At 53.6% G+C, this 13,532-nt stretch carries 15 protein-coding genes; all 15 read right to left on the bottom strand.

All coding sequences use genetic code 11. The features are described from left to right. Positions 1-9: 9 nt before the first annotated feature. Positions 10-324 carry a zinc ribbon domain-containing protein gene (locus PHO67_05570; GenBank protein ID MDD5546604.1) on the bottom strand — a complete coding sequence of 105 codons (315 nt, stop codon included), beginning with the start codon at positions 322-324 and terminating at the stop codon, positions 10-12. A 1-nt stretch (position 325) separates the two neighbouring features. Continuing rightward, on the bottom strand, positions 326-874 hold the full coding sequence (locus PHO67_05575) for an epoxyqueuosine reductase QueH (GenBank protein ID MDD5546605.1): 549 nt from the start codon (positions 872-874) through the stop codon (positions 326-328). A 150-nt stretch (positions 875-1,024) separates the two neighbouring features. Next, positions 1,025-1,645: a DUF1349 domain-containing protein gene (locus PHO67_05580; GenBank protein MDD5546606.1), complete on the bottom strand. Its 621-nt coding sequence runs from the start codon at positions 1,643-1,645 to the stop codon at positions 1,025-1,027. A gap of 174 nt (positions 1,646-1,819) precedes the next feature. Beyond that, entirely contained in the window at positions 1,820-3,163 is a 1,344-nt protein-coding gene (locus tag PHO67_05585; GenBank protein ID MDD5546607.1) for a TolC family protein, read from the bottom strand. Further along, positions 3,163-4,275, bottom strand: coding sequence for an ABC transporter permease (locus tag PHO67_05590; GenBank protein ID MDD5546608.1), 1,113 nt, complete (start codon positions 4,273-4,275; stop codon positions 3,163-3,165). The genes PHO67_05585 and PHO67_05590 overlap by 1 nt, the downstream gene beginning before the upstream one ends. Continuing rightward, positions 4,272-5,282, bottom strand: a complete 1,011-nt coding sequence (locus tag PHO67_05595; GenBank protein MDD5546609.1) for an ATP-binding cassette domain-containing protein — start codon at positions 5,280-5,282, stop codon at positions 4,272-4,274. Before PHO67_05595 ends, PHO67_05590 begins: the two co-directional genes overlap by 4 nt. A 7-nt stretch (positions 5,283-5,289) precedes the next feature. Further along, the gene (locus tag PHO67_05600) at positions 5,290-6,204 is read right to left on the bottom strand and encodes an efflux RND transporter periplasmic adaptor subunit (GenBank protein ID MDD5546610.1); all 915 of its coding nucleotides are present in this window, start codon (positions 6,202-6,204) and stop codon (positions 5,290-5,292) included. After that, complete coding sequence (locus PHO67_05605) at positions 6,201-6,791, bottom strand: TetR/AcrR family transcriptional regulator (GenBank protein ID MDD5546611.1); 591 nt, start codon at positions 6,789-6,791, stop codon at positions 6,201-6,203. Before PHO67_05605 ends, PHO67_05600 begins: the two co-directional genes overlap by 4 nt. 89 nt (positions 6,792-6,880) lie before the next feature. Next, on the bottom strand, positions 6,881-8,278 hold the full coding sequence (locus tag PHO67_05610; protein MDD5546612.1) for a family 16 glycosylhydrolase: 1,398 nt from the start codon (positions 8,276-8,278) through the stop codon (positions 6,881-6,883). Continuing rightward, complete coding sequence (gene galT / locus PHO67_05615) at positions 8,275-9,312, bottom strand: galactose-1-phosphate uridylyltransferase (protein ID MDD5546613.1); 1,038 nt, start codon at positions 9,310-9,312, stop codon at positions 8,275-8,277. The genes PHO67_05610 and galT overlap by 4 nt, the downstream gene beginning before the upstream one ends. Beyond that, entirely contained in the window at positions 9,313-10,233 is a 921-nt protein-coding gene (locus PHO67_05620) for a TerC family protein (protein ID MDD5546614.1), read from the bottom strand. A gap of 6 nt (positions 10,234-10,239) precedes the next feature. Further along, positions 10,240-10,998 carry a HesA/MoeB/ThiF family protein gene (locus tag PHO67_05625; protein ID MDD5546615.1) on the bottom strand — a complete coding sequence of 253 codons (759 nt, stop codon included), beginning with the start codon at positions 10,996-10,998 and terminating at the stop codon, positions 10,240-10,242. Continuing rightward, on the bottom strand, positions 10,988-11,386 hold the full coding sequence (locus PHO67_05630) for a M67 family metallopeptidase (protein ID MDD5546616.1): 399 nt from the start codon (positions 11,384-11,386) through the stop codon (positions 10,988-10,990). Before PHO67_05630 ends, PHO67_05625 begins: the two co-directional genes overlap by 11 nt. Further along, complete coding sequence (locus PHO67_05635) at positions 11,383-12,354, bottom strand: inorganic phosphate transporter (GenBank protein MDD5546617.1); 972 nt, start codon at positions 12,352-12,354, stop codon at positions 11,383-11,385. The genes PHO67_05630 and PHO67_05635 overlap by 4 nt, the downstream gene beginning before the upstream one ends. A gap of 60 nt (positions 12,355-12,414) precedes the next feature. Beyond that, positions 12,415-13,530, bottom strand: coding sequence for an N-acetylglucosamine-6-phosphate deacetylase (nagA, locus tag PHO67_05640; GenBank protein MDD5546618.1), 1,116 nt, complete (start codon positions 13,528-13,530; stop codon positions 12,415-12,417). Positions 13,531-13,532: the final 2 nt, after the last annotated feature.

Below are 13,532 nucleotides of genomic sequence, written 5' to 3' on the forward strand. Positions count from 1 at the left end.
CCTCCTTTTTTATATTTTAGGGAACAATTCCTCGATCTGCTTATAATAACCGCCTATAGATTGGAAAGCGCCCCAGAATATGATAGTCAGCGCCGCGCTGGCCGCCAAAGCTATAAGCGTTATGTTCATCTTTTTCACCCTGCTGTAAGTCGGGTTGAACCATACTATCGGGAGCGCGAACGGCCCGATGCACAGGAACGCGATGACGAAAGCGTAGGTCTTGAAATACCATTTCTGCTTCTGCTTATCAAGGAACTCGCCGCAATGCTTGCACTTTATCGCCTCGTCCTGTATCTCTTCCGCGCAATACGGGCATTTCTTCATTTCAGCCTTTCCCCTTCTTGCTGTATTGGCAACCGCAATAGTCCTGCCTGTATAGGCCCGCCTCTTTTGACATCTGCGCGGACCTCTTGAAACCTTCGTTCTTCTTGAAATCAGCGCCGTAAAATTGCAACATATACATATCCGCGATCATCGCGCCGAGCTCGTTTATCTTTTCCGCGTTTTTGTGCGGGCTGATACTGAGCGTCGTGGTAAAAAAAGCGAAGCCGTTGGTCGCGGCGAACTGCGCGGTCTTGCCGAGCCGCATCCGGTAGCATATCTCGCAGCGGTCCCCGCCCTCGGGCTCGTCCTGGAGGCCGGCCGTCGCCCTGAACCACGTGTCTACCTCATAAGCGGCCTTGTGCAGGATGACGCCTATCTTCAAGGCGTATTTCTCCGCCTCGTCAAGCCGCGCCTTATACTCTTCTTCAGGATGGATATTCGGGTTGTAGAAGAATAACTCTACGTCGAATTCATCCTGCAGGGCTGTTATCGGGTAGGTGCAGCAAGGCGCGCAGCAGACATGCAAAAGTAATCTGGGCTTCTCTGGCACAGGCATATTCTATAACTTCGCGGGCGGAAACTCAACCGTTTTATTTGCCGAGGTCTAACGTTCCAGATGACCGGCAAGCATGATTGATCGATACAAAAGATAATCCGGGAAGTGAGTCCGGCCCATCTGGTTGTTAGATTGCCTTTTGGACTATTCCCCGGGTGTAATCTTAAATTCCTCGAATACGGCTTGGAAGCCTTGCCCCTCCGGCGCCGCTGCCATAATACCGACCTTGCATTTCACTTTCGGCGGAAAATATCCTTCGCGCACAACCTGATATGACTTGTTGTCCAAGGAATAACTGATTTCCACATAGTCGTTCTTGCGTATCAATTTTAACCACACATAGCTGGGTCTTGCGCGTAGAGCGACCACAGACCAATCTGAATAATCCCTCGTCATTACTGTGCTGATGTTCTCCGTATTATTGACAAATTCAATTCCCGTTTTGATCCAATTCTTTTCATTGATCCTTATCATCAAGCCTGCCTGGTCATAGAGAGACTTATAGTTTCCCTGGACTTTCACCTGGGCAATAAAATCACCTTCCTGCTCCCGAAAGTAGAAATGTCCGTTGTCTGTAATGTAGCCGTAATGCGTGATACGCCAGAAATCTGTTTTACTCTCCACTGCGATCGTGATTTTTCCGTTGTCGTTCAACCATTTTTTAGGCTGGTTGAGCCAACCCATCTGATCACCATGCGCTTGAGCGCAGATGAACATGGGAAAAATAATAATTGCGAATAAAGACAGCGAAACAATTTTTTTCACTTAGGATTTTCCTTTCTTGACTTTTGCTGATCCTCTTCTTTGTAATGAAGGTGGCGCAATCTAACGTTTGAACTCAGCGGCTGTGCCCTTAGCGTATAAAATGATTATAACGCCCAAAATGCTTATTTCAAGCATTATAACTAGGGGTCAAATGAGGGGCCTGCCGGATAAAATTTACTTTACTATGCCCTGGGAGATGACGCCGATGGATTTTTGGTATGACGCGGAGGCGGTCAGGTAGTCGGCGATCGCGGAGGCATGGCCCTGCCTGGCCGAGACGACCGAGTTCTCGGCGTCTGTCACTTCTATTATCGAGCCGAGGCCTTCATCGTACCTGGCGCTGGCTATATCGAGATACTCTTTCGATTGTTGGAGGAGCTTCTGCGTCGCGGCGATCCGCTCCTTCGCCTCGCCGAGGGAAAGCACCGCGCTCTGGACCTCGAGCGCTATGTTCAAAGTCTCATCCTGGATCCCTATCTGGGCTAACATAAGGTTCGCTTGCGCGGCCTCCACTTCAGACTTTGTCTTGAAGCCGTCGAACCACGGCCAGCTGATCTGGGGCCCTGCGTTCCAACTCTGGACGTTGCCGACTCCTGGCGTCGATGTGTCGCTTACCTGGTGGCTGCCGCCTACGGATATGACCGGCCAATTGCCTTTCTTCTTGGCCGCGAGGTCGGCCTGGGCCGCCCTCGCCCTCGCCTGCAGCTTCGAGAGCTCTACGCGGTTTGACGCAGCTGACTTAAGCGCCTCCTCAAGGTTTATCTCGTCCGGCTTGAAATCACCGATCTCGACCACCCGGTATGCCGTCCCGCCGGTATTTCCCATTATATTATTGAGCGTCACCTTGGACATCTCGAAATTCTTCTTCGCGGTCACGAGGTCGAGGTTCGCGTTAGCGACGTTGACCTCGTCCTTCGTAACGTCATAGGCCTGCCGGTATCCCACCTCGAAAAATCCTTCTGTGCGTCCGAGATGGACTTTCATCATCTCAAAGTTATCCTTCGCCGCCTCAAGCAGGAGCTGCGCGCGCATGGCGTCGAAATATCCCTTCTCGGCGTTAAGTATCGTGTTCTCCTGCGTCTCGAGAAATTCATACTGCGAGGCCGAGAGCGTCTCGTTGGCAAACTTGATCCTGTTCAGCGTCTGCCCGAAATCCCAGATAAGCTGGCTTACAGCGGTGTTTTCCGACAAGACCTCGTATCTCTTATCGACGGCGGGAAAGGCATTAGTGACGTTGCCCGAAAGCGCGAAAGAACCGAAGGCTACCTTCGAGGTATCATAATGTATGTAGCTACCTGTCGTGGAGATCTGCGGCAGGTAAGCGGATTTCGCCGAGCCGATCCCGGCCTTATTCAGGTCGACATTGGCAACAGCTTCTTTTAATTTCGGGTTGTTCGCGAGCGCGGCCTTGACGCAGTCATCCAGGGTCAAGGTCGGGATATCCTCGGCATAAACGCGGCCGGATATCAGGGCCGTAAATAATACTGTTAATACAGCGATCTTCCTTATATACGCCATCACATCGTCCTTTTAAATGTCAGCGTCGCTAAAAATAACATAACCACGATAAATGCCGTGAGGAAGATAAGGTCGCCCCGGACCGCCGTGAAACCGGAGCCCTTAAGAATGAGTTCCTTAAAAGCGTGGACCGCGTACGCCTCGGGATTGACTCTCGCGAAAGCCCTTAACCAATTCGGAAGGCTCTCTATAGGATAGACCGCTCCGCTCGGAAAATAAAATATTACGTTCAGGAAACCGACCAGCACGCCGACTATCCTAGGATGGTCCGCCCGTCCCAGGACCGTGAATATCATGCTCAACAGCCCGAGGGCGGTGATCACCATCGTGACCAGCAGGAGCAGGACAGTGCTTATGCCTCCCGCAAGCTTTATCCCTGTTATCAGAAGGCCGCCTATCATGACTATTATCGACATTATCGTCGTGATAAGCACTCCGCTCATTATCGTGCCGGCGACGAGGTCGAACCGGGTAAGCGGCGTCGACAGGTAACTTTCGTGTATGCCGAGGAACTTATCCATGACGAGGCTGAATGCCCCGGTGAACGTCGTTCCCATGAATATCGCCATGACTATTATGCCCGGTACCAGCGAAGCGTCGTAGTCTATCTTCTTATAGAGCTCTATCGAGCGCAATTGCGGCCTCGACCTGTCCGGGCGGACCGCCAAATAATCGGACTTGAGGTAAACCATCGCCCTCGAGACCACGCCTGAAATGCTTCCCGCGGATATCGAATCGGTGTTATCCAGCAGAAGCCCGACCTGCGGTTCCACGTTCTTGACGACATTTTTGCTGAAATCCGGCGGTATTATTATGACCCCTTTATAGAAACCGTCCCTTACCATATCGACCGCCTTCTTTTGGTCGTTCTCTCTCGTGATCTCGAGAGTGTGGGGGCCGTCCTCGAGCGCCTGCAGCAATTCGACCACGCGCCTGGCATAAGGGCCGTTATCCTGGTCGACCAGGAGGACCGGAAGGTGCTTGAGTTCGCCCTGGAATGAACTGCCCATTATGACAAGGTACATAAGAGGCATGAATATGCTCGCTACTATTACGAACGGGTTGCGTATGAACCTCTTGAGGTCCCTTTCGGTTACCGCAAGCGCCCTCACAATCTGCCTCCCGGCATCTGCCTCGGGGCACCCGCCCCTATAAAGAAGTTCACCTTTTGGACCTCGGCCTCCCTTATCGTCTTGCCCGTATAATGGATAAATACGTCTTCCAGGGACTGCTCGTGTATGGCCAGGTAGAGGATCGTGGTGCCCATCTTCTTGAATTCATCGATCAGGACCGACATCGATTTTGCCGCGTCATCGACCGAGATCCTGAGCATCTCGTCTTTTTCGGCGATCTCTCTGATGAATTTCATCGCCTTCAATTTTTCCATGACTGCAGGCGTAAAGTTGCTGAGCGACACCTCGATTATATCGAAACCTCCTATGCTCCGTTTGAGGTTGGCCGGCGAGTCGAGGGCCACGATCTTGCCGTAATCGATTATCCCTATCCTGTCGCAGAGGATATCGGCCTCGTCCATGTAATGGGTCGTGATGAATATCGTAAGCCCCGTCTCCTTGCGTATCTTCTGAAGCAGTTCCCATATCACGCGGCGCGACTGCGGGTCGAGCCCGATCGTCGGCTCATCGAGGAACAGGATATACGGCTTATGTATGAGCCCGCGCGCTATCTCTAGGCGCCGCCTCATGCCTCCGGAATATGTCGCGACGAGCTCTTTAGCCCTGTCCTTCAAATCAACCTTGCCGAGCAGGTAATCTATGCTCTGTTTGCGCTCTTTCTTCGGCACATCGAAATATTTCCCGTAGATATTCAGGTTCTCATAAGCCGTCAGGTCGAGGTCGCTGGTAAGCGCCTGCGAGACGACGCCGATATTGCGCCTCACGAGCGACGGGTGCTTGACGACATCGATGCCCCTTATATTCGCCTGGCCCGATGTCGGCTTCATCAGGCAGGTGAGTATCCTTATCAATGTCGTCTTGCCGGCGCCGTTTGGGCCGAGGAAACCGAATATCTCGCCCTCTTCGACGGAGAAGCTGACATCGTCGACCGCTGTGACCGACGGGAATTTTTTGACTATATTTTTTACTTCCGCCGCGTATGCCATTCCGTCCTTATCCCCCGAAGGTAGCCGTAGCAGTCATGCCCTGCTTCAACAGTCCTTCCGGCTCGTCTATTTTGACCTTTACCCTGAAAGTCTTTATGTCCTGCCTGCCTCTTTTCACGTCACGCTGGGTCGCGAACTCGCCTTCGCTGTTTATTTCGGTGACACGCCCCTTGAACTCCCATCCGGGCAGGGAATCTACCTTGACCTTCGCGATATCGCCGAGTTTTATCTTTGAGACGGCGGTCTCTTCTACGTCTACGCGCACCCATACATCCGACAGGTCGATAATGGTCAAGATCGTCGCGCCGTTCGAAGCCATCTCTCCCGGCTCAAATGCCCTCAAAACCACCATCCCGGATAAAGTGGAATATATCACCGTATCGTCCAGGTTCGTCTTGGCGACCTTTAAGGCGGCCTCGGATTGCTTTATGGTTGCCTCAGCGAGTATTTTCTGAGCAACCATCCCGTTTAAGTCTGCGACCGCCGTATCGTACGCGGTTTTCGCCTTGTCGACATCGTTCTGCGCCACGAGCTTCTTCTCGAGAAGTTTACCGTACCTGCCGAGGTCCCGCTCGGTATCCTCTATCTTTACCTTGGCCTTTTCTATGTTGGCATCCGCGTTGAGCACGTTCGCCTTCGCCACTTCAAGGTCGGCCTGGGCCTGCTCGAATTGGGCTTTTTCTTTCCGGTCATCGAGGACGACCACGACCTCCCCGTCCTTTACGCGATCGCCTTCATGGAACCGGACTTCCTTTACGCGCTCCGATATCCTGGGAGCCAGGTTGACCTCGGTCGCCTCGAGGATGCCGGTCGTCTGGAAGACTCCCTTCGGCGCCTTCCGCGGCATTATATAGAAGGCTACCGTCGCAAATAAAATAATGACTGCCAATAAAACGATGCCTCTCTTCAAATGTTTTTTCATTTTAATATGCCTCCGAAGAATATTTTTTTGACGTTATCCGCCGCGTCCCGGGGGGAAAATCCGGCGTGGCCGAAATGCATCACGATCGCAGGGAGCTGCATCATCCCCAACAGGCTGAATGCGGCAGGCTGCGATTCGGCCTCCTTGAATTCCCCGGCCTTGATGCCCTCTTTTATTATCTCCGCGATCATCCTGCAGTAGGGCGCCATAGCTATCTTTATCAGCTGCTCATTTATTAACGGCGTATCGCTTGTCCTGTCGAGTACGCCGTGGAACATGCTCTTCCTGCCTGTAAAATGCTCGAAATGAAAATCTATAAGCCGGTCGAGTTTTTCCTTCGGGCTTCCTGCTCCGGCCAGCTCCTTATCGAGGGCCTGCCTGTAATTAGCGGCCCTTTCCTTTATCATGTTTACGTAAAGCTCCCGCTTGCTCCTGAAATAATGGTAAATTATACCCTCGGAGACGCCGGCGGTGCGGGATATCTCCCCTGTCGTCGCCCTGTCGAAACCGTACCTGGCGGTAACAAGCAAGGTCGCGTTTATGATCTTCTGCCTTGTGTCGGTATGTACAGCCGTTCCGTTTGCCATGGTCTCCTTTATTGAGTGAGCGCTCACTCAATAAGATAATTATAACTATATCCCGGATTTTGTCAAGGAAATTGTAGGTTTGGGCCCGCTTACATAACGGAAGGCGGCTCTTTGCCGAAGACCTCGAACTCCCAGAGCGAAAAACCGTACTTTGACCTGCGCTCAGAGCCGTAGACGCGCACATACCTGCCGGTAACGTCCAGGCCGGTTATCTCCTCCGTCCCCCCTGCCCCGTTATCGGTTGAGTAGACGGTCCTCCATCTCCTGGCATCGTCAGAGACCTGGAGTTTGAACGCCCTCGCTGACGCGTTCTCCCATTCGAGCCGGACAGCCTCTATCACGCGGGGCTTGCCTAGGTCTATATATATCCACTGGGGGTCGAAGAATTCGGACGACCAGCGGGTGCCCATATCCCCGTCGACGGCGTTCCCGGCTGACAGTTCGGGGCCTTCGGCGGTCGAGGCAACCGCTTTCTTGCCGCGCGAAAGGAGTTTCGGCGCGTTGGGGTCGGGCGTAAAATTCGCGGTTATCGTCTTGTGCCTGTTCATCAGGATCGTGCCGGAGCTGTCGTTGCCCAGGTTAGCGTCCCCGTTCCAGCTTACGAATTTATAGCCTATCCCGGGAACAGCGGTGACTTTGACCTTATCGCCCTTTTTATACCTTGGAAGCCTCGGCTCGACCGCTATCTTTCCGTTCACGGCAGATGTCATAAGAAAATATGTCCCCGGTATTTCCTTCATGTAGACGCGGACATAATCGATCTCGTGGTATTGCGGGAAGACCGTCGTCTCGTCCGGGTTGCTCGGCATCGTCCCCCCTACCGCGGTATTGAGTATTATATAAAAAGGGCCGTGCGGGACGTTCCTCGTAACGGAAAAATGCCGGACGCCGTCTATATACCAGCGCAGCTCGCCTTCCTCCCATTCAAGCGCGAAGACGTGGAAACCTTTCGTGTAATCGGGGCCGGTGAAAACCTTGGAATCGTAACGGTTGCGCGGGAATTCGCCGTAGTGGTTCGTCATGTGTATCACGTTCGGTTTGCTCCCTACGAGTTCCATTATATCTATCTCCGGGGGCCACCCGCCCTTCGCCGGCATCATCCAATGGGCAGGCCACATGCCCTTTGTGCCGGGGAGCTTGGCGCGGACCTCGACGCGGCCGTATTCAAAAGAGTACCTGCCTTTCGTCTCGACAAGCCCCGAAGTGTAGGGCCGGCCCCCCCGTTCTTTCTTCTCGCTCTTTAAAATAAGTTTTCCGTCTTTTATATAGACGTTCCACGGAGAATAATATTCCAGTTCTTTGTTCTTAACGAGCGCGGCGTCTTCGACCCTCCACTTTGCGGGGTCGACCTTGTCGCCGTCGAACTCATCGTGCCAGACCAGGTACCATCCGTCGAGCTTAGGGGGGACCGTCTTGCCGGAGGCGGCTTCGGCCGCGGGCAGGAATAACAAACAGAGCAATAATACCGGCGCGATGGCTGATCTCATGGCGTCCCGATCTTGAATTCGCGCAGGAACTTAGCCGACTCTTCCGGCAGCGTGACATTTACGGCCATACCCGAGCCGATCTCAAAGCCCGCCGGCGTAGTAAGGCGCGGTAGTATCTGTATATGCCAGTGGTAATACGGCTCGCTCGCCGAGTAATGGGGCACGCTCCTTATGCAATAATTGTAATCGGGGTTATTAAGGCCGTAATATAATTTTGCGAGGATGTCGCGCAGTATCTGGGCGAGCGGCGCTATATCCCCGGGAGCCAGGTCGGCGAACGAGGTCGAATGCTTGAGCGGCAATATCCAGGTCTCGTAAGGGAGCAGTGCCGCGTATGGGACGAACGCGACGAACTTGTCGTTCTGCATGACCAGCCGTTCTTTCTCTGTGAGCTCGCATTTTATCATGTCACAGAAGACGCACTTGCCGAGCTCGTCATAGTATCTTTGCGCCTCAATAAGGGCATACCTCATATGCTGCGGCATCATCGCCGTCGCGATTATCTGCGAGTGAGGATGCAGCTGCGAGGCCCCGGCGCCGGCGCCCTGGTTACGGAATATTATGACCTGTTTATACGCCGGGTCCCAGTCGAGGGCGAGGTATCTCTCATGGTACGCCTTTATGACGGCCTCGACCTCGGAGGGAGTCATCGTCGCGATAGTCTTGTTGTGGGCGGGGCTCTCGATCACGACCTCATGCTTTCCGATCCCTTCCATATGGAGGTATATGCCGGACTTATGCCTTTTCACCTCGATAGCCGCGCCTTTTTGCGGAGGGACAAGCACCGGGTATTTATTAGGTATCACCCTTATCTTCCATCCTTTTTCTCCGGGCTTTGTCCCCGGGTCGCGGATCGAGAAGGCCTCGGTCTGGTCCGGGGTCTCATTCCCTTCGCAGAACGGGCATTTTCCGTCATACGCCGGCCGCGGCGCCGGTAATTCTTTGCCTTTTTTGAAATCGTCGGATCTCTTCGCCCTTTCGGTGGCGATTGCCACCCACCTTTTGGTAGCGAGGTTCTCCCTGAGCTCGGACATCTACTTGTCTCCTTTTTCTTTATGGATGACGGAAGCGAGTATCGATACGGCCAATAATCCGAATATGACCGCCAGCGAGACGCGGATATCTATTTCCATAAAATGGGAGATGAGCATCTTGATGCCCACGAAACAGAGTATTGCCGAGATGCCCATCTTTAGATAACGGAAGACAGACATCATTCCGGATATCACGAAAAACAGCGAACGCAGGCCGAGTATCGCGAATATATTGGAAGTATATACGATAAAAGGGTCCTTGGTGATGGCGAGGATCGCGGGTATCGAGTCCATCGCGAATATCACATCGCTCGATTCTATCAGGAGCAGCGCGATAAAAAGAGGGGTCGCCGCCCAGACGCCGTTATGCAGCACAAAAAACCTGTCTTCATGGTATTCCTGGGAGACGCGGAAGAACCTCCTGAACAGGCGCAATAAAGGGTTCTTCTCGGGTTCGAATTTTTCCTCTTTCCTCAACACGAGCTTGACCGCGGTAAAAACAAGGAACGCGCCAAAAACGTATGTTATCCAGTCGAACCTCGTGAAGAGCCCTACTCCCGCGACGATGAACAGGGCCCTCAACACTATGGCGCCGATTATCCCCCACTTGAGCACGCGCGGCTGGAAAGTGCGGGGGACGTGGAAATATTCAAATATCATTATGAAGACGAAAAGGTTGTCGACGCTCAGTGATTCTTCGAGGATATAACCGGTAAGGAATTCGAGGGCCTTCACCTTCCCCATAAGAAAGAATATCCCCGCGCAAAAAATCAGCGCGGCACCGACCCAGATGGCGACCCACTTCAGCGCCTCCTTGACCGAGATCGCGTGCGACTTCCTGTTCACGACGAACAGGTCGACAAAGAGCATCGCGGTTATCGCGATGCCGAATATCGCCCATAACTCAAATCTGGCTGTCATATCAGATTATTTCCCGCCGCAAACAGGGCATTTTTCATTTTTTTTATACTCCGATATCCTGATCTCGCCGGTAAGCGCGTCGTACCTTAACAGCCTCCCGACGAGGTTCTTCCCTATCCCGAGAAGGTATTTCAACGCTTCGTTCGCCTGAACAGAGCCGATGACCGCCGGGGCCGAACCAAGGATGCCGGCCTGCTGGCAATTGCGGAACGCCTCGGGGCCGGGCAACTCGGGAAAGATGCACCTGTAACATGGTCCCCTCCCCGGCAATATGAATGTCGCCTGCCCGTCGAAGGCGTAAATGCCGCCGTGCACGAGGGCCTTACCCAGAGAAACGCACGTGTCATTGATAAGGTATTTCGTCTCGAAATTATCGGTGCAGTCGAGAATTACATCGTAATCTTTTAACATGTCTTTCGCATTATCTGCGGCCACCCTGGCTTTTGTAGCCCTGATATCGATATCAGGATTCATTTCCTTCAGTCTCTTTTCGGCCATAGAGGTTTTCGGCTTGCCTATATCTCCGGTGGAATATAATACCTGCCTGTGGAGGTTAGAAAGCTCGAGGTCATCGCTGTCGACAATGCCTATCGTCCCCACCCCGCAGGACGCAAGATATAAAGCGGCCGGCGAACCGAGGCCGCCTAGGCCTATTATCAGCGCCTTTGAAGACAAAAGTTTTTTCTGGCCTTTTTCTCTTATCATATCGGAGATGAGATGTTTCCTGTATCTCTCCCGCTGGACGGAAGTGAGCTCAGCCGGCATCTATCTCTTCCTCCTCGACCATGCCCTTCCTTATCCTGAAGGATCGGACCTCGGGCATGCCGTTGATAAGCGAGACGATGACATAGGAACACTCGGGATGCATCGCGAGCTGGATATCGCGGAAAGAGGGATAGGGCCGGACATTCGGATGCGAATGGTAGATCGCGACCATATCCAGGTCCTGTGAACGCATGTCCCTGGCCGCGTCGAATTGCTCCTTAAGCGCTATCGCGTATCTCATCCCGCCCCTTTCGGTATTCGCCATCCGGTAGACCTTGCTTACCTTCCTGCTCTTTCCTGCCAGGAGGCCGCAGGCCTCGTTCGGGAATTCGTGTTTCGCGTGTTCTATCATTTCTGCGATGTGGACTTTTTTCAGGGATAATTTCATTTCAATATGACCTTAAGGAGGTGCAAAAGGAAATAGGTAAGCCACGCGGACGTAAAAGGCACTATAAGCCACATCAGGAGGTTCCTTACGGCATGATGTTTCTTCATGCTCGGCATGATCCCCATGTCGGCGCAGCCGAGGCCGGTCAGGCTCGCGGTCACGGTCACGGAGACGGAAAGCGGGATCCCGCTTATCGACGCGGCCAAAAGCGCGGTGGCGCATATCAGCTCGATGATTATCGCCCTGACAAAACCTATCTCCCCAAGCTCCCTCTCGTCGGTCTCGAGCGCCGCCTTTCCGAAGATAAGGGCTCCCGCCGCGATACCTATGCCCGCGATCAGTATGCCCCACCTGGTATCTATGAAACCGACCGCGACTACGGGGGCCATCGCCTTTCCGACGCCGTTCGCCCCGCCCGCGAAGGCCACATAGCACCCGGAAAAGGTAAGGAGCGCCCCGAGCAGGGCCCTGCCCTTCTTCTCTTTCAGGTGACGGTACTCTTTGACGGCCCTGGAATTAAGCAGTTTCCCGATGGCGAACGCGGCGCCGAATACGCAGATAGGCGAAAGAACCCACCAGGCGAGGATATCGGTATATTTCTCGACAGACATAGTCTCGTAATATATGCCTACCGCCGCGATGGAAGAGACGATGGCGTAGGTAGTGGGAATGGATACCTTGAATATGCTGGATATAAAATCGTAAGCGGCCGCGACGGCCATGACGACAAAGACGATATAGAAATAGGATTTGAATGTCCGGATGGGGACTATGCCTTCGCTCAGGGTCTTCAGGACGGGAAGGCCGGATATTATCGCGCCGAGGATGACGAAGATCGCGATCAATATCAGCGCTTCCTTCTTCGTGCGCACGCCGGTCCTGTAGGCCGCCTCCATCTCGGCGGCTGCGTTGTTCGCCCCGACGTTCATCGCGAGGAAGACCGCGATAAGGATTATAAAGAAGGTCATGGAAGTAATTATACCAGATTGGAAAATATTTTGGTAGCGGGAACGGTCAGTCCCGGATCATCAGTTCCAGGCATTCCCCTTTATGAACGTGTGCCTGATCCTCAAATCCTGGTCGAATATCACGATATCGGCGTCTTTCCCGGGCTCGAGAGAACCCTTCCTGCCGTCGATACCGAGGATGCGCGCCGGATTAAGGCTCGCCATACAGACAGCCTCGGGAAGGCTTACGCCGGCGAACTTCATTATATTCCTGACCGCGTCGTTGAGGCCTATGACGCTTCCGGCCAACTTACCGTTATCGAGCCGCGCTTCTTTGCCCTTTACGCGCACCTTCAGGCCGCCAAGCATGAGGGTTTTGCCGCCGCTTCCTATCCCGTCGGAAATAAGGACGAGTTTACCGGTTCCCTTGGCCTCAACCGCTAATTTTACGGCGGAGGGATCGACGTGGATGCCGTCGGCTATGATGTCCGCGGTAATATTATCGATAGTAAGCGCCGCGCCTATGAGACCGGGTTCCCGGTGGTGTAAAACGGGCATAGCATTAAAAATATGGGTGATATGCGTGGCGCCTTTCGCGGCGGCGGCCTCGACTTCCTTATAGCCGGCGGCCGAATGGCCGATAAACGGTTTGATGCCGCGGGCCGTTAACGCCTTCAGCAGGCGCATCCCGCCCTTTACCTCGGGCGCGAACGTCACGGCCTTTATGATCCCTTTACCCTCGGAAAAGACATCCTCCATCCCTGAAGGGTCGAACGGGCGTATGTACTTACGGTTCTGGGCGCCACCGGCCCGGGGGTTAACAAACGGCCCCTCAAAATGGACGCCCAAAAGATTCGTTCCGGGATTGTCTTCGATGAAGTTTTTGACTATTCTTACGGTCTTCAAGAGCGTCGAAGGCGGGGATGAAACTGTAGTAGCGAGAAAACCGGTGACCCCATGTTTAGCCAGCCGGACGCACATCTCTTTCAGGCCCGGACCGTCCAGAGCGGCGGCCTTATCGGCGAATATGCCGTGGACGTGCATATCTATGAAACCTGGTGAAACGAAAAGGCCTTTGGCGTCCAAGACCTCGCAGTCCTTGGCAGGGACCCCGCCGGCCGGCGAGATCCTTCCGTTATTTACGAAAAGTGTCTTGCCCCGTTCGATCTTACCGGGTAATATCAGGCTGCCGTTCACTA

The sequence above is a fragment of the Candidatus Omnitrophota bacterium genome, from assembly GCA_028716565.1.
Taxonomy (GTDB): Bacteria; Omnitrophota; Gorgyraeia; order Pluralincolimonadales; family Pluralincolimonadaceae; genus Pluralincolimonas.